Source organism: Desulfosporosinus nitroreducens, assembly GCF_023897015.1.
Taxonomy (GTDB): Bacteria; Bacillota; Desulfitobacteriia; order Desulfitobacteriales; family Desulfitobacteriaceae; genus Desulfosporosinus; species Desulfosporosinus nitroreducens.
In genome coordinates this window covers 55,371-75,985 of record NZ_JAMHFY010000022.1, presented here as the reverse complement: position 1 = coordinate 75,985, position 20,615 = coordinate 55,371, and the positions used below count along the sequence as shown (strand labels likewise).

Sequence of the window (20,615 nt, the reverse complement as noted above, 5' to 3'; positions counted from 1 at the left end):
TCATAGGTAAGAAGGAGATGGGATGGCTAAAAGGATTTTAAAGCGTTGGATTAATGGTCGAAATATTGGTATTATTATTGTTCTATCAATCCTTGTGGTTTATAGTGTGTTGCAAATATCAGATTTGCAGAAGATAATCTATCCTTATCCACACCGGACCGTAGTCGAAAAATATGCTGCACAATACGGGGTCGATCCATTATTTGTACTTGCCGTAATCCGAGAAGAAAGCAAGTTTCTTCCTCAATCTGAATCTCACAAGGGTGCTAAAGGGTTAATGCAGTTGATGCCCAGTACTGCGCAATCTATTGCTGAAAGTATTGGAGATAAAGCATATAGTGAGGAGTATTTACTCGATCCTGAGAAGAACATTCAATATGGAACGTGGTACCTTGCCAGTCTGCAGAAATTGTTTTCAAATAACCGCCCTTTAGTAATTGCAGCTTATAATGGCGGAAGAGGACGTGTACAAGAATGGATTAAATCAGGTCAGATTGACCCTGAAAATATTCGACTTGAGGATATTCCCTTTAAGGAAACTCGGGATTATGTGGATCGTGTCTTGAAAAGTTATCAGAAATACATTAAACTTTATCTTACATAGTTAGTTTAGGCAGCAGTCATGGTATGCAAGAACCTGACAAGTTAATTTAAAGGGTTTAAAAAGATAAGATTAAATTAACTTGCGAAAGGAATGTGTCAATTTGAAAGAGGTCGATCCCGAAGAAGTAAAAAGAATCCTGACAAGGCTAAAGACTGTTCGTGGGCATATAGCTGGTGTAGAACGCATGATAGAGGAAGAGAAGAGTTGTGAAGAAATTTTATTACAACTTGTAGCTATCCGCTCTGCAGTACATAAAACTTCTGTCATAATAGCACAACGTTATGCAAGTTCATGTCTGCTTGATGCGATTGATTCAGGGGAAGATCGCCAAGAGGTTCTGAACAACGCGATTGAGACCCTTATGAAACTTAATCAATAAACTAGTGCTTTCACCGTCACCATTTTACTGGGTGGCGGTTTTTGTTTGATTTAAATATCAAGTGGATAAGAGTAAAGACCAGTGAAATAATAGAATTAAAATATCTCAGACATTTAATTTTTGTATTTGTCTAAGTTTTGATTGCTTTATTCAGTATATTTGATATACTTTATTTGAGCATATGCCCAAAAGGAGCTGATTTAATGCCAAGGCGACGTTGTTGTGGCCTGATTGACGATGCAATAGTTTGCCAAACTTTTATTCCTCTTGGACAATCTTGTTTGGAAGAAATAATTATTAAGCTTGAGGAATTAGAGGCCATTCGTCTTAAAGACAAGGTTGGTTTGGATCAAGTCGATTGTGCAGCGTCCATGGGGGTTTCCAGAGCTACGTTTCAGCGAATTTTAGGTGCTGCCAGGTCAAAGATTGCTTCCGCTTTAGTAGAAGGCCGACCTATAATCATTCGAGGTGGCCACTATTTGATGAAAAATCGTGTGTTTGAATGTGTTGGATGCAGACATGTCTGGGAAGTTGAACCATGTGAGACTGGAGGTAAACATGGCTATGAAATCGCATGTCCAGAGTGTGGAAGCATGAAAAAAATGAAACTTGGAAACGGAAGTAAACATACTTGCAGTAGTCGGCATCACGATGGGCATAGCAAGCCCGGTTGCTGTGGAGGACACTCCTAGAAACAATCGAAGCCTGGAAAGCAGATAAATTAGTTCAGCTGAATTAAGTCGAGACATTGAATTGACTAGAACAGATTCAAACGTTCCTCTAAATCTGCTACAGACAGGCTTAGAGTGACGTAAATAATGATTAGGAGGGTTTATTTATGTCAAAGAAGATTGCAATTCCAACAAATGGTGAGGATTTAGACCCGCATTTTGGACGGGCAGCAGGTTTTACGGTGTTTGAGATTGAGGGAACTGAAGCTCGTTTTGTAGAATTACTCAGTTCTACGGGTCTTCAGCATCAGCATGAAGGACTTGCCAATATGTTCAAGAGTAAAGGTGTCGAAGCTCTTGTTTGTGGTGGTATCGGTGGAGGCATGATCAATGGTCTTAATGCAGTGGGGCTCGAAGTCGTTTCGGGTGCATCTGGAAAAGTGGTTGATGTTGCAAATCGTTATGCTTTAGGTAAGGTTGTCAGTACTGGCTCTGTTTGCGCACACGATCATGATCATGAGCATGGACACGGTCACCACTAAGAAAAATCTATTCAATTTCGGATCTGTTTTAAACTAGTTTTCACACTCATTAAATTATATTCTCAAAAAGATTTCCTGCGTGATTAACACCTAAGTGGACAAACCTTGACAAATAAAGAATTTGGGGAGTAAGATAAATTTTGGTTACTCATCCATGTAAGGGTAAATAGTTTTTATTTTAGAATTGGAGGTAGTAAGGTGAGCGAATCATGTAATAGCTGTGCTGCTGCAGGCTCATGTAACACAGAAAGTTGTTCTAGTGCGCCCGAATTAACCAAGGCTCAGAAAGCCAGTAACGTTAAGAAAGTTATTGCAGTCATGAGTGGTAAAGGCGGGGTTGGTAAATCCTCTGTAACAGGTATGTTAGCCGTAAGTCTCATGCGCCAAGGGTTTAAAGTAGGGATTTTAGACTCGGACATAACTGGTCCAAGCATTCCTAAAATTTTTGGAATTAAGGAAAGAGCGGGAGCCAGCCAAGGTGGGATTATTGCACCTACCAGTCGTGGCGGAATTAAAGTTATGTCACTTAATCTTATGATTGAAAATGAAGATGATCCCGTGATCTTACGTGGACCATTGATTACTCAAGTCGTCAATCAGTTTTGGAAGGATGTAATCTGGGGAGAACTGGATTATTTATTAATTGATATGCCTCCTGGGACAGGGGATGTAGCGATCACAATATTCCAATCCTTGCCGATCAATGGGGTTGTGATGGTAACAAGCCCACAGGCTTTGGCGAATATGGTGGTTAGAAAAGCTATCAAAATGGTAAGAAACTATGAACCGCCAATTTATGGATTAGTTGAAAACATGGCTTATGTCCAATGCCCGGATTGCAGTAAAAAGATAGAAGTCTTTGGGAAGCCTCAAGGGGAGGAAGAAGCTAAGCGTTCTTCTATTCCTTTCTTAGGAGCACTTCCCCTTGATCCAGCTTTAGCTACACTGTCAGATGCAGGTAAAATAGAGGATTATCAATCCTCTGACTTTGATCAGATCGCGCGTAGCTTGGCAGAACAGATTAAGATGGGCAGTGAGAAGAATCTAGCGTAATTAATAGTCTTTTTTATACTTATTTATTCTTTAAGGGGTTGGAGCAACTGATTTTACAGTTGTTTCAACTCTATTTCTTGTATTATAAAATCAATAAAGTGGGCGTAGCGAAACTTAGTCTCGCTACGCCCACTTTATTGATTCTGAGCTAATGGTTATTTGCGAAGTTCTAATTCTGTAATTATCTCTGCAATAGATGCTTTTAAGGTTTGAACTTCTGCGTCATATCGCCTTACAGTATGTCCAGGAAGATGCAACCCGGTTTGCTTTAGGACATAGCTTTGTTCTTCTTCTAACTCTTCAAGCTCTTCGGACAATGTTTTTAGACGTGTCCTTAAATCTTCGTCGCACATGACTGATCTCTCCTTTGACTTGATAGCATCATTATAATACAAGGTAAGATTTTAAGTGTCTTGGTTTTGACCTATTACTCAAAAATATTTTATTTTTGGCAGTTATAAACATATTGACCAAAGCATTTTTTAGATGTATCCTTTAATCACTACCCACCCCCAATAGGGAGGGGGCAAACGACACATTATCTCAAGATGGATTTACATAAACCCCTACTTACATTTGTCCGATGGAGGTGATTTAAAGCAATAAGTATACCTAGAAAAAGTATAAATTTACTTGTGAGGTGAGGGGCAAACGTGAAAAAGAAAAAAAGCACTTTATTAGCCTTAATATTTGGCGTATTCGGCATTGTCCTTATTGGTACTTTTTGGGTGGAAAATCCGAAAGTGACCGAGGCGGCCTGCGGTGCATCGACCACCTCCTGTAAAACCTGTCATGAGGTTAAGGGAGAAAATCCTGTGTCCCAAAAGGGTGATTGGCATACTCAGCATGCTTTCGCTGATTTTTGTCAAGCCTGTCATCTGGGAGCTGCAACCGAGACCGAAAAGACAAAATCTCATGCTGGGATAGTTGCTAACCCTTTGACACAACCTGATGAAAGCTGTGCATCGTGTCATCCGGCAGATACTGCAACTCGGGTTGTAAAATATGGCGGTGAGGTGACAGGTGTTCCAGCGGGTAATCCGACTTCGGGGACGAGTTCAGGAGCGACTGGAGCTGAAACGAATCAAGCGGAGTCCGGTAGTGTAACCCCATCAGCAGCTGCTGCCCAAATCCCCCCCGGTATGAATCCCAACTTTGATGTAATTGACTTTAACGTAACAGACAAGATCCCATGGTTAGGCTGGTTGATCGGTATGATCAATGCCGTGATGCTTTTAGTGCTGGGGGTCCTGATCTGGAGGTGGAAAAAGGGGTTATGGCCTTGGGCATTTTTAGCAGGGAGAATGAAAAAGGTTCCCTTTAACTCACTTCCTTTAGAAGTTCAGGAAGTGTTCGCTCAGCTTTTAGAGGGAGATATTAAGACTGTCGTTTCTCTTGAGAAAATTTTAAAAGGTGAGTATGGTCCTCAGGTATTACAAGCAGTTTCTAACTTGCCAGATAATGTTCTGTTCCAGCTTAGAACTTTAGGGGAGAAGGATCTGAAGTCCGTTTCTTCATTGAGCGATTTATTGAAGAATGAAGGGAGTGAGCAAAATCGTGGGGTTTAGTAAGAAAATGAAAGATAAAGAGTGGTCGCCTTGGTCGGCCGGAGTGTTGTTGGGATTAACAGCTATTGGGTCTTATGTTTTGGTAGGCAAAACTATTGGTTCATCAGGCGGTATCGAAAACATAGACAGTATCCTATTAAAGGCCTTTGACAGCAGCTGGGCTAACTTAATGTACTTCAAATACCAGATGCCCCCTGTGGTAAGCTTCCAGATTCTCTTATTTGTGGGTATGATCTTAGGAGCCTTAACGTCAAGTCTCTGGTCCAAAGATTTTAAGTTTCGGATGATGCCGGATCAACAATGGACACAAACCTTTGGGCCCAGTAAGTTAAAACGTTGGACTATGATTTTTATCGGTGGGGTGATCATCGAGTTTTCTGCCGGTATTGCCGGAGGGTGCACCAGTGGCTTGGCTATTTCAGGGACGATGCAACTTTCTCCAGCGGGTTTAATCTTTATTGCAGGGTTATTCATTTCTGGAATTATTACGACCAAATTATTGTACGGGGGGGATTATTAAGATGATGACATATCTCGTCCCCATAGTGATTGGTTTCTTCTTTGCCTTTGCTCTTCAGAAGGCGGGATTGGGCCACTACCATAAAATTGTCAATCAATTTCGTTTCAAAGATAATACGGTCATGAAATTTATGATGACTGGGATTTCGGTAGGGCTTGTAGGTATCTACACCTTGAAAGATCTGGGCTTTCTTCAGATGGATCAGGTTTCTTCTACTTATATACTGGGAAATCTTCTCGGCGGACTGCTTTTTGGGGTAGGAATGGCTCTCGCCGGCACTTGACCGGGCACGTTGATCACAGGTTGTGGTCAGGGGAATTTGGATTACTTAATACCTGGACTTTTAGGTTTTCTGACGGGTGGAATTTTATTTGGGGTGACCTATCAATCGATTTTCCTGAAGATTTCAACTATCGGAAATTATGGACAAAAAACTCTCGAAGATCTATTTCATGTTAATCATTGGCTGTTTGTCGGACTTTTTGTCCTGTGTACCCTCGTTTTCTATGTGGCTTCTAAAATTGCGGAGAACTCTAAGAAGACGGAATTGGGTGGTTCCAAAGAGATTTAAGAGAAATTAAACGGTACTTCCGTCGGTCAATAACAAAACAATAGTTCACTTTATGGGGAAGGAGGGGGCAATGTGTCAAAAGTCTATACATGGGACCAATTGTTCAGCCGACGTCAGTTTATTAAAGGCTCAGTGGCGGCGGGTGTTCTTGGTACAGCCGCCGGGATAGGTCTGTTTAGGCCAGAATCCAACTTGGGACAAGGAAAATCGGATCAGGCAGCGGTAAAAGGGACAAAGCTTGTGACTACAATCTGCGAGCAATGTGTATGGCGGTGTGGTGTTATCGCCAGAGTTGAAGACGGTGTCGTCAAAATGTTGGAAGGGAACCCTGATCACCCCAACAACTTGGGAAAATTATGTCCGCGTGGCAATGCAGGCATTGAAACGTTGTATAGTCCAGATCGCATTAAGTTCCCACTCATTCGAGCAGGGGCACGGGGCAGCGGTTTGTGGCGCAGGGCATCATGGGATGAGGCTTTGAGTTATACAGCTGAGCAAATGAAAAAGATCAAAGATAAATACGGCGCTAAGGCCATGATGTTTAATTCAACGGATAACCTTTCGCAACCGTTTTTTGAGATTCTCCTCAAGGCTTATGGCACTCCGAATTATGGGACTCAAAGGAGTTTATGTTTCAACTCAATGACGACGGGGTTTTTATATACCTATGGAACCCCTCAACCGGGTACGGATTTTTCGAAATGCAAGTATATGATTTTTACCGGTAGAAATCTGGCTGAGGGCATATCCAATAGTGAAACCCAAGAAATGATTGAAATGGTGGCTAGGGGTGTCAAGGTTGTAGTTTTGGATCCGCGTTTTAGTAAGACTGCTTCTAAAGCGACTGAGTGGTTGCCTGTCCGTCCTGGCACAGATTCTGCATTTTTCTTGGCGATGATTAATGTAATTATTAAAGAAAAATTGTACAATGAAGCGTTTGTTAATCAATATACTCAAGGCTTCGAGGACCTCGTTACTGAGGTTAAAGACTATACACCAGAATGGGCAGAGAAAAAATGTGAAATCCCTGCGACCGCGATCCGACGGATTGCCCTGGACTTTGCCGAGGCTGCACCGGCAGCGATAGCGCATCCTAACTGGAGAACGTCTAATTTTGTAAATTCGTTCCAGACGGAGCGGGCCATTGCCGTGCTTAATGCTCTGATGGGAAATTGGGCACAGCCTGGAGGGTTGATTCCAGACCAGGAATTAAGCACTTTGAAACTTGGAGTTTTATCTCACCCAGCTTTTCCAATCGCTCAAGGGATACGTCTTGATGGTGTGCCGTGGCAATATCCCATGGTGCCCTTGGCCTATGGTGTGATTCAAACAATGCGGGATAATATTTTAACCGGCAAGCCTTATGAGGCCAAAGGGTGGCTGATTTCTAGACAGAATCCAGTTCTTTCGATTCCTGAACGCCAAAAAACTATTAATGCTTTAATGAAGCTGGATTTCGTGGCGGTGATTGATATTCAAGCCAGTGACACAGCTTATTATGCCGATGTGATTTTACCTGAATCCTATTATCTCGAACGTTTTGATGGCCTGATTCCAATTAAGAACAAAATCTTTATTCGTCAGCCGGTGGTTGAGCCTCTCTATGATACGAAAAGCAGTTTAATGATTTACAAGGAGTTAGCAGATAAGTTGGGCCTTGGGGAATTTTTGCCCTTTAAGGATGAAAAAGATCTATTGTCTCAACAGCTTAAGCCTTTTGCGGTAGATTTAGAGGAATTACAACGGGTGGGACATTACGAAATGGAAGATTTTCAAGAAGATCACTCCAAGGATTTTGAGTTCCAGACAAGCAGCGGCAAAATTGAAATTTCTTCGGGCATTATGGCCCAAATGGGCAAGAAGGCCGTCCCAACTTGGAATGAGCCGCCTCGACCTGAAAAAGACCAATACTATCTCTTAACTGGCAAAACTGCGCAGCATACCCAAATGTTCACGCAAAATAATCGTTGGCTATTAGAAGTTTTTCCAGAAAATCGAGCCTGGTTGCATACCTCAGTTGCTGCGAAGATAGGGGTCAAGATGAACGATAATGTAGTTTTGGAGAGTGAGGTCGGAAAGGTTAGTGTTAAAGCTTATGTAACAGAGGGGATAAGACCGGATTGTATTTTCATGGTCGGTGGATTTGGGCATGTGAGCAAAGGACTTAAAGCAGCCTATGGCTTAGGGGCGAGTGATTCAGCCCTGCACAAAACCATCACAGATCCGATTTCGGGAGGTTCAGCTTTAAGTGAAACCTTCGTAACAGTGAGTAAGGCGTAAGAGGAAAGTTAGGTATAAGGGTAGGAGGGAAAAAAATGACTGTTCGCATGGGATTTGTCATCATTACTTCACGCTGTATCGATTGTGATGCTTGTATGGTGGCCTGTCGCTCAGAAAATGACGTGCCACTCGGGCATACGCGCAATTGGGTGAAGAGTAGCGGAGTCCAAGGGCAGTTCCCGAGAGTTTCGGAAATGTTTCAACCGGGGAATTGTATGCATTGTGATAACCCGCCCTGTGTCTCGGTTTGTCCAACAGGGGCGTCTCAAAAACGATCCGATGGAATTGTCATTGTCGAGGATAAGAAATGCATCGGCTGTAAATATTGTCTTACGGCTTGCCCGTACGATGCACGTTTTTCCAATTCTGAAACTGGAAAGGCAGATAAGTGTACATTATGCTTACATCGCCTTGAGCAAGGACTTGAGCCTGCGTGTGTGCAAACTTGCCTGGGGAAATCCCGGCAAGCTGGGGATCTCAACGACCCAAGCAGTGTTGTCTCTAGGCTGATAGCTCAGTATCCGACAAGAATCCTACTTAAAGAGGTGGGAACGGGCCCTAATATTTATTATATTGACGAAGCTGTTCCTGATATACCCGATGGGAAATAACGGGCTAAGGAGGTGGACTAAGTGGAATTAACTTGGGGGTTAATGATTGTCATTTATCTTTTCACTGCGGGACTGAGTGCTGGAGCCATGATCACCTCGAATCTCGCTTTTCTCTATGGCGGTCAAGAATTTGAACGAGTCAGCCGCTGGGGTGCCTATCTGTCACCCTTCCCGATTTCCTTGGGATTAGGCCTGCTGGTACTCGATCTCGGAAGCCCGTTTAATTTTTATCAGTTATTTTTAACTTTGGAACTGAGCTCCCCGATGTCCTATGGGAGTTGGATCATTTTGTTTTTCACTTTGTTGAGTTTTGGTTACCTTTACCTTTGGCTTCCGCAAGCCTATCAAAAAGTAGGGCAGACTCTGCAGTTGGAACGATGGAAGAAGCGCCTGGCAATGTTAATGCCATTTCTATCCATTGCTGTTGCATCTTATACAGGTCTTCTTCTCAATGCAGCAGTACGGCCAATCTGGGATGCACCTCTGCTGCCAATACTGTTCTTAATTTCTGCACTTTCGACTGGGGTGGCTGCTGTAATTATGATTTCGAATCTCAGCCCCTGGAAACGGGCTCGGCACAAAGAATTGCACGTCTTGACTAAAGCAGATGCCGGATTGATTATCCTAGAGTGTTTGATTATACTAATAATGATCGTGATGGGCAGATCAAGCTCAGCCAGTGAATCAATGGCCTTTAGCAGTTTGTTGGTTGGAAACTATGTTTGGGTTTTCTGGCTTTTAATTGTCGGACTTGGTTTGATCATTCCTTTGTTTATGGAGTTAATGGAACTTAAGGGAAAAATCCCAGTGAAATGGGTTTGGCCTGTGACAATCAGCAGCAGTTTCTTGGTCTTATTTGGAGGATTTTTCGTGCGGTATGTCATAACCTATGCTGGGCAAACGAATAGCTGGTTCTAAGAGTGCGGGATACTACTCCCACTTGTAGAAGTGTGAGTTTCACGATTGGATGAATAAGGGTATAGTAGTTATTAGATACGTTTAGACTGCTTAAATCGATTAGCTTAAACCTGGAATGACATAGAATTACAGGAAAGGAAAAGGTTGGGTTTGTCCAGGTTTCTTAACCAGGTAAGATTGCACATGCCTAAGCAATCAGAATGGACGAGACGTGCCGTGTTGCGTTTAGCATGGGTGGGGGTCATCGCCTCAGCTGCCTTGACCATCGAACCGCTCTTTAAGTATCTCACAAGTAAAGAGGATCGACAGAAATCTCCCCTAGTGGTTTATAAAAAACCACTTTCAGAAAACAGCGGCTGGCAAAACACAGCCGCTGCTCGTGTCTGGGTTAAAAGAGATTCCTCTGGGGTCATGGCGTTGGTAGCCACCTGTACTCATCTTGGCTGCGAGGTAAACTATTATGCAGAAAAGAAAGAATGGATTTGTCCTTGTCATGCCAGCATTTATGATGAAGAAGGCAAGACTGTATCAGGACCTGCCCCTAAGGCTTTGCCTAGAGTCGCTGTCCAATCTCAACCGGACGGTTCGCTGATTATTAATACTTCAAAAATAGTAGGAATGGATACTCGAGTATGAATGATACCAAAAACTTTGTGAATCATATTAGACCAAGATTTGTCCCTGAGGGAGCTCTTAGGGTACTTTATACCTTTTGCCTTGGAGGGGTGTCATTTCTAGCCTTCATCGTACTCGGGGTTACGGGTCTCCTGCTTATGTTTCATTATCAACCAGGAGATAACGCTTTCAGCAGTATTTTAACTATTTCATCGGTGATTCCATATGGTGGAGTCATCAGGAATTTGCATTATTGGTCGGGGCAACTCATGGTTGTAACTGTAAACCTTCATATGCTGCGAGTCGTTTGGACGCATTCCTATAAACCTCCCAAACAGTTGAATTGGCTTGTTGGAGTGGGGTTGCTTATTTTCGTATTGTTTTTAGATTTTACAGGATACTTATTAATTGGATCACAGGAAAGTGGCGCGGCCGCTACTGTAGCAGTAAACATATTAGAATTAATCCCAGTAATAGGGAGTGGGCTGGCTCAGATTTTGTTTGGAGAACCTTCTGCGTTAAGTGGAAGTACCCTTGTAGTGTATGTATGGCATTGTGTTGCCCTGCCTATGGTTGCTTTTTTATTACAACTTTATCATTTCTGGCGTGTTCGTCGTGACGGGGGAGTACGTCCGCTCTAAGGGGGAGTCCATATGGCACGTTCACCGCTTAAACACCTTATAGAAAAAGAGGGAATAGCTGCAATATTTTTCTTGGCATTTTGCCTAGCCTTGGCTTTAATGTTCCAGGCTAGTGTCGGCACGAGTAATCAGGCTCCATCTGTTTCCCATGCCGTTGCTCCCTGGATCTTTGGTCCGTTTCAAATTTTGTTATTATATCTCCCACCGAGGGTAGGGGCTCTGCTAATTCCCATTCTAATTATTGCCGGGATTTCAGGTTTGCCCTGGTTGGTTGATGTTTTGGGTGTAAAGTGGGGTCAAAGGATCTTTATGACTCTCTTTGCTTTTGTTTGTGTCTTTCTGTTGTGGTTTGTCGTCAAAGAATTATGGTGGACTTAAAATGAGAAAAGCATTTTTATTGGCAAGTCTTTTCTTAATATTGATGGTTATTCTAACCCTGAAACAGTCTAAGGCTCCGGAATGGGGTAATTATCAAACAGAGTATTTTACTGAGCAAACTTCTAAGTTGCAATTTGAACTCGGAACGATTAGTGATGCTGAAGAGCAAATGAGAATACAAGCAGAAATCGCCAGTTATCAAAATCGGAAACCTGAGATCGTCAATCTCGTGCTTCCGAATGGGGAAGTTGAACGCTGCCAAACCTGTCACCTGGGGCTTGAAGAAATATCGGACTCCCATCCCAGTAATACCTTGGGATGTGCGGTATGCCATGGCGGAAACCCTCGGTCGCTGGACAAAACGACAGCCCATGCTCAAATGTATGGAGGCGGGCATCCAGGGTCCTTAGATGCAGCATCCTTAAGTTGCGGGGGGACTGGTCCTAATGGGGCGGCCTGCCACAGTGGGAATCATGAGCTGGCTAAAAATCAAGTGGATACAGTGAAAACCTCGATTATGTCCACGAAGGCTGGAGAGTTAAGTGTTGTGCGCCGGATATTTGGGCTTGATAAAATCAACGAGGTTTCAGGTCTTAGCAAGGGCGAAGGGGCCTTTGTTTATCCAAATCCGTTGCAGGGGCGACCTAATGAAGAAATATTTCAACAGAGTTGTCTGAGTCAATGTCATCAAAGCGGAGGAGATTTACTCTTGGCCTCAAATAATCCTCTCCTAGCGACTACAGAACAAGAGGCTTCAAAAGGTTCAACATACCTGAGTAATCAAAAGGGCGAAGCGAATGGAAACGTTCTGGGAAATGGTTGTGAAGCCTGTCATGTCTTGACCAACCCAACTCATACTTATATCGGCAATGATACGACCATTAAGGAGAATCAAAGCGGGCGCGGAATGGTTCACCGCCTGACAACCCAAATTCCTTATACCCAATGTAACCAATGTCATAACCAAGGGACCCATGATCCAATTCAAATGAAATTTACTGCACGGCCTGATATCGACAAAGTCACACTAGATTGGCAGGCTGGAGACTTAACTTGGACGGATCGCGTGAGGGATTATTATTTGCCCGGTGAACTCTTTGCCCGTTGTGAAGTGAGTCTAGACTGTATTGATTGTCATACTGGACTTGATACGATGGGAGATGGCGAATTATACACATCCCAACATGAGGCTGTTCATATTCAATGCCTCGATTGTCATGGAACTAAAGATCAACCTCCTCTGACTAAGAAACTTGAGAGTCAGGAGGACTTAGCTCTTCAAATGCAAAAGCAGGTTACGAATCCGAAATTTCCGACCTTGAAAATGGGGGATGAAATTCTTGTGACGTCTAAGGGGGAAGCTTTACCTTTTTTGCGTCATGAGGGAGAGGCCTGGAATCTAAGTAGTCGGGTGACCGGGAAAACGTTCAAGATACCCTTGGTGATTGGAAGTGAATGCGAACAGAACCCCGAAGATCAAGGGGCAGATTCGTGTCATAAGTGTCACGATCGCACCGCCGAAAACCCATAAATTTAGAGTTTAAATGAGTTTTTTAGACTCGTTCCATCCATACTGTTATTTAACAGTATGGATGGAACGATGTCGTAATGGCAACATTAAATGCAGGATTGCGGTCAAAGGGACCACGAACCAGTTATGAATAGTTACACAGTTACCCAAAAATTATTAAAGAGAATGAATAGGTCAGAAGGGTTGACAAATTAAAGAGAGGCGAATATATTATAAATATGATACGGTATGGGGGTATATGGGGGCGAGAATAATATAGTAAGCGGCACGATCAATGATAAAGGGATGGGTTATTGTAACAGCGGCTGGCTAAATTATTCTCGAGATTATATTTAAATAATGGGTCAATAAGGGAGGTTTAATCAAATGCCAAGTTATGATTTGGTGTGCCAATCGTGTGGGCATAAGTTTTCAATCTTTTGTACGATTAGTCAAAAAGACCAACAGAGTTGCCCAATATGTGGAGGAAATCAGATAAAACAGCGGTTTACAACGGTCAATGTCATGGGGTCAACTGGAGATAAAGGGTCCCAAGGAGCACCAAACTCAGCTCCTCGCGGCTTTGGCTGAGCAGGCTGCTAAGCGAGAAACCGTGTGTTTCTCTTAATGAGAGGAGTTGCAGATAGATGGCCGCGTTCATCTTAGAAAAACTGTGTCGCGGGTGTAAACGCTGTGTTAATGCATGCCCTGTTCAAGCGATCACTATTTTTTCACATCTGCCAGTTGTGGACCCTGCAATTTGTATTGAGTGTGAGGCTTGTATGGAATCGTGTATGCATGGCGCAATTACGTTTACCTCGTCAGAGGAGAGGGAATCGAATGGATGAGGAAGGACAATGGATCAATAAAAGAGAACCCTGTAAAGATCAGCAGAAGCTAATGCTGCTTCTAAAAGATGTGGAGGAAAAATTAGCCGACTTAAAAGCCCGCTGGCCCTTTCATTCAGTGCAAACAAGAATGGTGGCAGAACGAGAGGATTTAGAAGAGGAACGAGAACGGTTACTGCGCTTGCTTGATGACCAGCAATGAGGCTTCAACAGTGTAAGATGGTTAAAGAGATAGTCGAAAAAGGTATTCTGAACCTAAGGAGGATAAGCAGTGAGTAAAAAGGTTTTGATTATTGGTGGTGTTGCTGGAGGGGCATCTGCAGCAGCGAGGCTTAGAAGACTCGATGAAACCGCGGAGATTATTATGTTTGAAAGGGATGAGTACATTTCTTTTGCAAATTGCGGTTTACCCTATTATATTGGAGGGACCATCAAAGAAAGAGAGAGCCTTATAGTCCAGACTCCAGAAAGCATGAAGAGTCGATTTAATATCGACGTAAGAATCAACAGCGAGGTAATTGATTTAGATACCCGTAATAAAGCAGTAACGGTCAGAACCAAGAACAATGGTACTTATAAAGAAATTTATGATTACCTTGTTTTATCCCCCGGAGCAAAAGCGATTACACCTCCCATAGAAGGTGTCAATAGTCAGAGAATCTTAACTTTAAGAAATATACCGGACACTGATCAGATCAAAGCCTATGTGGACAAAGAGGGAACCAATAGTGCGGTCGTCGTAGGCGGCGGCTTTATCGGTGTGGAAATGGCAGAGAATCTAAAACATCGAGGGCTTGACGTTACATTAGTTGAAGCAGCCCCACATGTCTTGGCACCTTTCGACTTGGATATAGTCGGAGCTATGGAAAAGGAACTTTTAGATCATGGCGTGAAGCTCATCTTAAATGATGGAGTCAATTCATTTAGGGATCAGGGAAGCAGTGTGGAGATAATCCTTAACAGTGGGAAAACATTGGTTACGGATCTTGTGATCTTGGCCATAGGAGTTGTTCCAGATACAGGATTTCTTAAAGAAAGTGGAATTAAGATCGGTCCCAAAGGCCATATCTTAGTTGACAAATACATGGCTACTAATGTGGAAAATGTCTATGCAGTTGGGGATGCCATCGAAGTCGATGATTTTGTCAACAAGCAAACGACCGTGATTCCACTTGCAGGGCCAGCTAACAAACAAGGTCGAATAGCAGCGGACAATATCGCAGGTCTAAGGACTTCTTATAAGGGAATCCAGGGTACTTCGATTATTAAGGTCTTCGGTTTAACAGCAGCTAGTACCGGTAATAATGAGCGGACTCTGAAACACCTTAATATTCCTTATAAAACAATTACCGTTCATCCACTGTCTCATGCCTCATACTATCCTGGAGGATTCATGATGACCTTGAAACTGATCTTTAATGAAGAAGGTAAAATCTTAGGAGCGCAGGGCGTTGGCAGTGTTGGTGTAGATAAGAGAATCGACGTCATTGCAACGGTTATAAGACTGGGGGGAACTGTCTCAGATTTGACGGAATTGGAGCTTTGCTACGCACCACCTTATTCTTCAGCAAAAGATCCCGTCAATATGGCGGGTTTTGTTGCGGAGAATGTCCTGACTGGCAGAGTGGATATCATGTCGATCGAGGAATTTTTGGATTATGACCGAGAAAAAACGATCTTAGTGGATGTCCGTACAGAAACAGAATATAATAATGGACACCTTGAGGGAGCACTCCACATTCCGGTGGATAGTTTGAGAGCAAGGTTAGGGGAGCTCGATAAAACTAAAGAGATCTTGGAATATTGCCAAATTGGGCTCAGAGGGTATGTGGCTTCCAGGATCTTAACCCAAAATGGATATAACGTTAAAAATCTCACCGGTGGCTATAAATCTTGTCTTATGTCGCCTTTAAAACCTCCTTGTGTTGCTCCTGTAGCGACGTCAGAAAAACAAAGCGTCGATCCCGATACCCAAGTTGTGAAGAGTGATACGGGAAAAGAGATCAGTGATTATAAGAAAAAGCAGAGTGATTGTGGGATATGTTCAGAATAGGTGGTCTAAGCAAGACGGAATTTCGGCTGAGAGCCTCCAATATTGGGGGCTTTTTTATTTTGCCAAGCTGGAGATGGATCTCAATTCTGGGTGTATAGGTTAATAATAGAATTAAATGAAGGACATGTAAGATGTTTGTCGAATTTCTAATTTAGGATAGTTTAAGGTATTTGTAATAATTAGCCGGCTTAAAATAATGGATGTTAAGATTTTTAGAACATGTTCGTAGAATATCTAATTCAGACTGTAATTTACGAAGTGTAGTTGGGTGTTGATGTTGGTTGAGTATGATCCTGACAATTGCAGTAGCAATTTATCTAGTGGTACCATTACTTCTGTTCTATAAAATAGTAACGATGATACGGGTTAGCGAAAAACATAGGGTGATTCTTTTGCTGGTGTTAATCGCAAGTTTCAGTATATTAACGTACTTATTGTTTCAATACATCGAATATAAGATTACTACGAATGTAACAAAATAGAGTAAAGATATAAAGAAAATTGTAAGGGCAGTCATACAGTATATCCCTGAGATATGAAAGTAACAACTAGACTTAAGGAATACGTGGAACGTAGTTAAGTAGCCTTGTCTGAGTATGCTTATGGACCTGAATTTTGGGCGGGGTTACTTCAAAACAGCTAAAAGAAATGATTAGTTAAAGTGCTTTTTGGCAGTGAGAATGCTTTTGTAATGCAATTAGGAAGGGGAGGAACTAATGGTTTTCGTGAGTGTGCTTATTATCGTTGTTGTGGGGCTATTTATCTACTTATCAAGCCTAACGGATAACTTCAAATTTTCAAAGACTATGCTTGTTTTATCATTAGTTTCAATAATGGCAAATATCAGCTTAGCTCAAAATTACACACACAGTTTATTACCTGGTGTGCATGATGGAATTGGGATATCCAATAAAATTGCTTATTGGATAATAACAGATGACGATTGGGGAAATCGATGGTCGGTCGAACTATTCAAAATGTTCTATGACCGTTCCTCAATCCTATTGATTTTAGTAATTTCTATGTTGGTATTATCCATAGTTATTGAAACTAGGGTCGATAAGTCATCGACTAATCTATAACCAGTAACAACGTAAGGGAAGAGGGGTTTTTAAGGGCGCGTCAGCAAACTTATATCCATGTTTAATCAATGTCTGAAAAGCGGCATGGGATAAGTTAGACGAAGTAGCACTTGAGAGCGATGCTTTAGAGTTTAAAGGGGAAGTGTGTAGATGGCAAGTATTTATCGCACTAGTCAAGGCCAGGCAGAAATCTTGCAACTTTACGACAGTTTGTTAGAACAACTTAATCTCATAGTTCAACAGCAATTGATTGAAACTCGTTTTGGATTAACAAATGTTCTCGTTACAGGACCGCAGGAGGCACCTCCGTTGATTATATTCCAGGGAGGAAACACTGTTAACCCTATTACTTTGTCTTGGTTTTTACCATTGACAAAGCATTATAGGATATATGCGCCCGACACTATAGGCCATCCCGGTAAGAGTTCAGAGAAACGTATTTCGCCCAAGGATGATAGCTTTGGAAAATGGGTGGTAGATCTTCTGGATTTCTTAAAAATCCAAAAAGCCCCGATGATTGGGCCATCATATGGTGCTGGAATAATCTTGCGAACTGCTGCATATGCCCATGAGAGAATATCGAAAGCGGTTTTAATCGTACCCTCAGGCATTGAGACCGGGTCATTGAAAAGGATGGTTTTTGAAATATTGATTCCTATGCTAGTGTACCGCTGGTCGCCAAGTAATGAGCGCTTGCTAAGGGCTGTTCGTCCTATATTTAACGATGAAGTAGACGAAAAATCCCTACAAGTGATTGGTTCGGTGTTCCGTAATGTAAAACTAGAAACAAAAATGCCACGGTTAGCTACGGCAGAAGAATTGAAAGATTTTACAGCCCCAACGCTCGTATTGGCAGGAGAAAAGGATATTTTCTTTCCGGCTAGCAAAATCCTGCCTCAGGCGAAGGTGATCATTCCAAACTTGGTTGCTGGCGAATGCTTGCAGGGAAGTGGTCATTTTTTAAACGCTAAAACTCTTAACTATATCAACCAAAGGATCTTTAGTTTTCTTCAAGAATCTGAGTAATCTTAGGGGAATGCGCTACTTCGTCCAAAACAGAGTGTTTACAACACCAAGATAAGATGCAAGCGGTTGGGACGTAAAGAAGTTACCCTGGAATTTATTCTGGGGTTATTATATTTACAAGAGGCCCTCGGCATGGGATAAATGGCAGTGGGTGTACTTTTTCTTAAAGAGATTTGCAAAGGAGTAGTCAGGAAGAGCTTTTAACACAGAACATTTGATGATGAGGGGAGTGGGTAGTATTGAAGTTCAATACTCTTTTTCACTCTGAGCGTCCGGTTAAACGTTCAGATTTACGTATGCTTCTTGGGAAGTTGTATTATACTTGGCGTCGCTATTTTCAGTGGATTTTTCATAGATCCATTAAGTATGCGTCTGGTATCAAGGAAACTCCTCTTCCTTATCTTATCGCTAGCCATAGCACTCCATTATATAGACGCCTGAGAAATGTAGATATGTGGCTCCAGCAAAACAAGGTAACTAATCTAAAACTGGCTTCAGTTAAAATACATGGTTTAATATTAAAGCCAGGTGAAACATTTTCTCTCTGGCGTCTAGTTGGTAAACCTTCAAAGGCAAAAGGATTTAAGGAAGGGATGGTTCTAACAAACGGATCATTTTGTCCGGGGGTGGGAGGTGGCCTTTGTCAACTTTCTAATCTCATATATTGGATGGCAATTCATACACCGTTAACCGTCACAGAACGCTGGCGCCATACACATGACGTTTTTCCTGATAGCAACCGGACACAACCATTCGGAAGCGGGGCTACTGTTGTTTACAATTATGTTGACTTACAAATTAGAAATAATACTACTCAAAACTATCAACTTTTGCTCTGGATAAGCGACTCAGAACTACATGGAGAATGGAGAAGCGAACAGTTGATGACTCAAAAATATGAGGTTTATGAAAGTGACCATCTGATTACTCATGAATGGTGGGGGGGTTACATACGTCATAATGCAATTAGGCGAAAGGTTCTTGACGCTGACAACAAGCAAATAGGTGATGAATTTATCACAGAGAATCACGCAATCATGATGTACGAACCAATGCTACCGTCAATGGGCGAAACTATTTAATAATGAGTTTACAGTATTTCGATTTTATTTATATGCTTGAGTCCATTAGGTCATTTAAAGCTTATGCGAGGAGGAATGTTGATGAACATCATTACAATTACTAAGGATAACCTTGAGGAAGAACATATTTGCTGTGCTATTTCAGATAACAACGACTGTCAAGTTATGTCGAAAAAAGCATGGATGGCGGAACGGTTTGCGGATGGCCTTGTATTTAAAAAAGGGGATGTCAGAGGAAAAGTCTTTATCGAATATATACCTGCTGAAAAAGCTTGGTGTCCCATAAACGCTGAAGGGTATATGTTTATTAATTGTTTATGGGTTTCAGGCAAGTACAAAGGTCAAGGAATCTCCAATGAACTTTTGAATGAGTGTATTGACGACAGCAAAAGAAAAGGCAAGAAGGGATTAGCAGTTCTTTCTTCAAAAAGTAAAATGACCTTTTTGTCAGATCCCAAATACTTAAAATATAAAGGCTTTTTGTTAGCGGATACTGCGTTACCTTACTATGAACTTATGTATCTTCCTTTTGAAGAAAATATTGAGAAGCCATGCTTTAAGTCTTGTGCAAAAGATGCGAAAATAGATGAACAGGGTTTTGTATTATTTTACAGTAATCAATGTCCCTTTACTGAAAAATATGTGTCCTTAATTGTGGAGACAGCAGAGAGCAAGGGGATAGCCTTTCGAGTTGTAAAGTATCAAACGACTGAACAGGCCCAAAATGCACCTGCCCCATTTACAACCTATAGTTTATTTTATAACGGAGAATTTGTAACAAATGAAATTCTCTCAGATAAAAAGTTTGCAAAGCTTTTAGCGAATTTATAAGTGAGGGATAAGTAGCCAGATCTTATTTTTACTGGACACCAAGTCAAGTGAGTTTCTTCAGATGATTATTTCATCTAGCATGGTGCTCCTATAAAGGAAAAAAAGGATGATTGGATTTGGATAAAACGCTGAAGACGATAGAAACATACGATAAACATGCGGATTCATATCAAAGCAAGTTCATGGATTTCGAGAGTTATAAGAGTAAATTAAAGGGGTTCTGCGATATTTTATTGCCTGGTGCAAAGATTTTAGATGTAGGATGTGGTCCTGGAAATGCTGCAAAGCTCTTGATCGAATCAAATAAAGACTTTGAGATCTTAGGCATCGATCTTTCAGCAGAGATGATTAATCGTGCGCGAGCAAACGTCGTATCTCTAAAGGTAAACTTCTTGGTTGGAGATATCAGAGACCTGAATTTAAATGATGAGGTATACGATGCAGTTATATTATCATTCTGTTTACCCCATTTATTAAATGAGGAAGCTGAGAAACTTGTTAATGATATAAGTTCAGTATTAAGCAGGGATGGCTTCTTATATTTGAGTTGTATGGAGGGAGTAAAATCGGGTTTTGAAACAACTAGTTTTAGTCCTGACGATTACATATTCTTCAACTATTACTCGGAAGACTTTATTCGGAAAACACTAGGGAAGAACAATTTAAGGATACTGCAGCTTCACCGAGATTTATACCCTGAAAGTGACGGCAACTGCACGACAGACATGTTCATCTATGCTCAAAAGTTAGGTGAAGACAGCGCACAATAGCGCATTTCAAACATTAATGCCTCTAACTATGATTATTTAACTTTTAGAAGGAAGTTATTTGC

General features: G+C 41.8%; 24 protein-coding genes and 1 pseudogene. 24 read left to right on the top strand and 1 reads right to left on the bottom strand.

The genetic code is table 11. From position 1 onward, the window contains the following. Positions 1-22 precede the first annotated feature (22 nt). From M8E35_RS19920 to M8E35_RS19900, 5 genes are all read left to right on the top strand, one after another. Entirely contained in the window at positions 23-604 is a 582-nt protein-coding gene (locus M8E35_RS19920; RefSeq protein ID WP_252471611.1) for a lytic transglycosylase domain-containing protein, read from the top strand. 100 nt (positions 605-704) lie between these two features. Continuing rightward, on the top strand, positions 705-983 hold the full coding sequence (locus M8E35_RS19915; RefSeq protein WP_252471609.1) for a metal-sensitive transcriptional regulator: 279 nt from the start codon (positions 705-707) through the stop codon (positions 981-983). Between the two features lie 203 nt (positions 984-1,186). After that, on the top strand, positions 1,187-1,675 hold the full coding sequence (locus tag M8E35_RS19910) for a DUF134 domain-containing protein (protein WP_252471608.1): 489 nt from the start codon (positions 1,187-1,189) through the stop codon (positions 1,673-1,675). Positions 1,676-1,821: 146 nt separating this feature from the next. Beyond that, on the top strand, positions 1,822-2,196 hold the full coding sequence (locus M8E35_RS19905) for a NifB/NifX family molybdenum-iron cluster-binding protein (RefSeq protein ID WP_073031863.1): 375 nt from the start codon (positions 1,822-1,824) through the stop codon (positions 2,194-2,196). 198 nt (positions 2,197-2,394) lie between these two features. After that, the gene (locus M8E35_RS19900) at positions 2,395-3,249 is read left to right on the top strand and encodes an Mrp/NBP35 family ATP-binding protein (protein ID WP_073031865.1); all 855 of its coding nucleotides are present in this window, start codon (positions 2,395-2,397) and stop codon (positions 3,247-3,249) included. Positions 3,250-3,404: 155 nt separating this feature from the next. On the opposite strand, the gene M8E35_RS19895 is transcribed toward M8E35_RS19900, so the two are convergent. After that, complete coding sequence (locus M8E35_RS19895) at positions 3,405-3,602, bottom strand: hypothetical protein (protein WP_252471606.1); 198 nt, start codon at positions 3,600-3,602, stop codon at positions 3,405-3,407. 300 nt (positions 3,603-3,902) lie between these two features. Between M8E35_RS19895 and M8E35_RS19890 the strand changes: the two genes are divergently transcribed. From M8E35_RS19890 to M8E35_RS19800, 19 genes and pseudogenes are all read left to right on the top strand, one after another. Then, positions 3,903-4,817 (top strand): hypothetical protein, encoded by a 915-nt coding sequence (locus M8E35_RS19890; RefSeq protein ID WP_252471604.1) that lies wholly within the window; start codon positions 3,903-3,905, stop codon positions 4,815-4,817. Then, positions 4,807-5,337, top strand: a complete 531-nt coding sequence (locus M8E35_RS19885) for a YeeE/YedE thiosulfate transporter family protein (protein ID WP_073031871.1) — start codon at positions 4,807-4,809, stop codon at positions 5,335-5,337. Before M8E35_RS19890 ends, M8E35_RS19885 begins: the two co-directional genes overlap by 11 nt. Position 5,338: 1 nt before the next feature. Then, positions 5,339-5,908, top strand: a complete 570-nt coding sequence (locus tag M8E35_RS19880) for a YeeE/YedE thiosulfate transporter family protein (protein WP_252471602.1) — start codon at positions 5,339-5,341, stop codon at positions 5,906-5,908. A gap of 72 nt (positions 5,909-5,980) precedes the next feature. Further along, positions 5,981-8,188, top strand: coding sequence for a molybdopterin-dependent oxidoreductase (locus M8E35_RS19875; protein WP_252471600.1), 2,208 nt, complete (start codon positions 5,981-5,983; stop codon positions 8,186-8,188). A 35-nt stretch (positions 8,189-8,223) separates the two neighbouring features. Next, on the top strand, positions 8,224-8,799 hold the full coding sequence (locus tag M8E35_RS19870; RefSeq protein ID WP_252471598.1) for a 4Fe-4S dicluster domain-containing protein: 576 nt from the start codon (positions 8,224-8,226) through the stop codon (positions 8,797-8,799). A 21-nt stretch (positions 8,800-8,820) separates the two neighbouring features. Next, entirely contained in the window at positions 8,821-9,717 is an 897-nt protein-coding gene (gene nrfD / locus M8E35_RS19865) for an NrfD/PsrC family molybdoenzyme membrane anchor subunit (RefSeq protein ID WP_252471596.1), read from the top strand. 183 nt (positions 9,718-9,900) lie between these two features. Then, complete coding sequence (locus M8E35_RS19860; protein WP_252471594.1) at positions 9,901-10,353, top strand: QcrA and Rieske domain-containing protein; 453 nt, start codon at positions 9,901-9,903, stop codon at positions 10,351-10,353. Then, complete coding sequence (locus M8E35_RS19855) at positions 10,350-10,973, top strand: cytochrome b N-terminal domain-containing protein (RefSeq protein WP_252471592.1); 624 nt, start codon at positions 10,350-10,352, stop codon at positions 10,971-10,973. The genes M8E35_RS19860 and M8E35_RS19855 overlap by 4 nt, the downstream gene beginning before the upstream one ends. A gap of 12 nt (positions 10,974-10,985) precedes the next feature. Further along, positions 10,986-11,351 carry a hypothetical protein gene (locus tag M8E35_RS19850; protein WP_252471590.1) on the top strand — a complete coding sequence of 122 codons (366 nt, stop codon included), beginning with the start codon at positions 10,986-10,988 and terminating at the stop codon, positions 11,349-11,351. Position 11,352: 1 nt separating this feature from the next. Further along, positions 11,353-12,882 (top strand): cytochrome c3 family protein, encoded by a 1,530-nt coding sequence (locus tag M8E35_RS19845; protein ID WP_252471588.1) that lies wholly within the window; start codon positions 11,353-11,355, stop codon positions 12,880-12,882. Between the two features lie 366 nt (positions 12,883-13,248). Beyond that, a complete protein-coding gene (locus M8E35_RS19840; protein ID WP_252471586.1) occupies positions 13,249-13,452 on the top strand; it encodes an FmdB family zinc ribbon protein in 204 nt (67 codons plus the stop codon). Positions 13,453-13,508: 56 nt separating this feature from the next. Next, entirely contained in the window at positions 13,509-13,709 is a 201-nt protein-coding gene (locus tag M8E35_RS19835) for a DUF362 domain-containing protein (protein ID WP_073031887.1), read from the top strand. Continuing rightward, complete coding sequence (locus tag M8E35_RS19830) at positions 13,702-13,911, top strand: hypothetical protein (RefSeq protein WP_252471584.1); 210 nt, start codon at positions 13,702-13,704, stop codon at positions 13,909-13,911. Before M8E35_RS19835 ends, M8E35_RS19830 begins: the two co-directional genes overlap by 8 nt. Before the next feature lie 69 nt (positions 13,912-13,980). Then, a pseudogene (locus M8E35_RS19825) lies at positions 13,981-15,753 on the top strand (FAD-dependent oxidoreductase); the annotation flags it as partial. Between the two features lie 725 nt (positions 15,754-16,478). Continuing rightward, a complete protein-coding gene (locus M8E35_RS19820; protein ID WP_252471580.1) occupies positions 16,479-16,844 on the top strand; it encodes a hypothetical protein in 366 nt (121 codons plus the stop codon). A 150-nt stretch (positions 16,845-16,994) separates the two neighbouring features. Then, entirely contained in the window at positions 16,995-17,870 is an 876-nt protein-coding gene (locus tag M8E35_RS19815) for an alpha/beta fold hydrolase (protein WP_252471579.1), read from the top strand. A 296-nt stretch (positions 17,871-18,166) separates the two neighbouring features. Continuing rightward, on the top strand, positions 18,167-18,952 hold the full coding sequence (locus M8E35_RS19810; protein WP_252471635.1) for a VanW family protein: 786 nt from the start codon (positions 18,167-18,169) through the stop codon (positions 18,950-18,952). Positions 18,953-19,033: 81 nt separating this feature from the next. After that, complete coding sequence (locus M8E35_RS19805) at positions 19,034-19,783, top strand: N-acetyltransferase (RefSeq protein WP_252471577.1); 750 nt, start codon at positions 19,034-19,036, stop codon at positions 19,781-19,783. A 116-nt stretch (positions 19,784-19,899) separates the two neighbouring features. After that, positions 19,900-20,553 carry a class I SAM-dependent methyltransferase gene (locus M8E35_RS19800; RefSeq protein ID WP_252471575.1) on the top strand — a complete coding sequence of 218 codons (654 nt, stop codon included), beginning with the start codon at positions 19,900-19,902 and terminating at the stop codon, positions 20,551-20,553. Positions 20,554-20,615 lie beyond the last annotated feature (62 nt).

Excerpts from the sequence above, each read along its gene's own strand:
- M8E35_RS19920 (WP_252471611.1), top strand. The coding sequence starts at position 23 with ATGGCTAAAAGGATTTTAAAGCGTTGGATTAATGGTCGAAATATTGGT.
- M8E35_RS19910 (WP_252471608.1), top strand. The coding sequence starts at position 1,187 with ATGCCAAGGCGACGTTGTTGTGGCCTGATTGACGATGCAATAGTTTGC.
- M8E35_RS19905 (WP_073031863.1), top strand. The coding sequence starts at position 1,822 with ATGTCAAAGAAGATTGCAATTCCAACAAATGGTGAGGATTTAGACCCG.
- M8E35_RS19895 (WP_252471606.1), bottom strand. The coding sequence starts at position 3,602 with ATGTGCGACGAAGATTTAAGGACACGTCTAAAAACATTGTCCGAAGAG.
- M8E35_RS19870 (WP_252471598.1), top strand. The coding sequence starts at position 8,224 with ATGACTGTTCGCATGGGATTTGTCATCATTACTTCACGCTGTATCGAT.
- M8E35_RS19860 (WP_252471594.1), top strand. The coding sequence starts at position 9,901 with ATGCCTAAGCAATCAGAATGGACGAGACGTGCCGTGTTGCGTTTAGCA.
- M8E35_RS19855 (WP_252471592.1), top strand. The coding sequence starts at position 10,350 with ATGAATGATACCAAAAACTTTGTGAATCATATTAGACCAAGATTTGTC.
- M8E35_RS19850 (WP_252471590.1), top strand. The coding sequence starts at position 10,986 with ATGGCACGTTCACCGCTTAAACACCTTATAGAAAAAGAGGGAATAGCT.
- M8E35_RS19845 (WP_252471588.1), top strand. The coding sequence starts at position 11,353 with ATGAGAAAAGCATTTTTATTGGCAAGTCTTTTCTTAATATTGATGGTT.
- M8E35_RS19840 (WP_252471586.1), top strand. The coding sequence starts at position 13,249 with ATGCCAAGTTATGATTTGGTGTGCCAATCGTGTGGGCATAAGTTTTCA.
- M8E35_RS19835 (WP_073031887.1), top strand. The coding sequence starts at position 13,509 with ATGGCCGCGTTCATCTTAGAAAAACTGTGTCGCGGGTGTAAACGCTGT.
- M8E35_RS19830 (WP_252471584.1), top strand. The coding sequence starts at position 13,702 with ATGGATGAGGAAGGACAATGGATCAATAAAAGAGAACCCTGTAAAGAT.
- M8E35_RS19820 (WP_252471580.1), top strand. The coding sequence starts at position 16,479 with ATGGTTTTCGTGAGTGTGCTTATTATCGTTGTTGTGGGGCTATTTATC.
- M8E35_RS19815 (WP_252471579.1), top strand. The coding sequence starts at position 16,995 with ATGGCAAGTATTTATCGCACTAGTCAAGGCCAGGCAGAAATCTTGCAA.
- M8E35_RS19810 (WP_252471635.1), top strand. The coding sequence starts at position 18,167 with ATGCTTCTTGGGAAGTTGTATTATACTTGGCGTCGCTATTTTCAGTGG.
- M8E35_RS19805 (WP_252471577.1), top strand. The coding sequence starts at position 19,034 with ATGAACATCATTACAATTACTAAGGATAACCTTGAGGAAGAACATATT.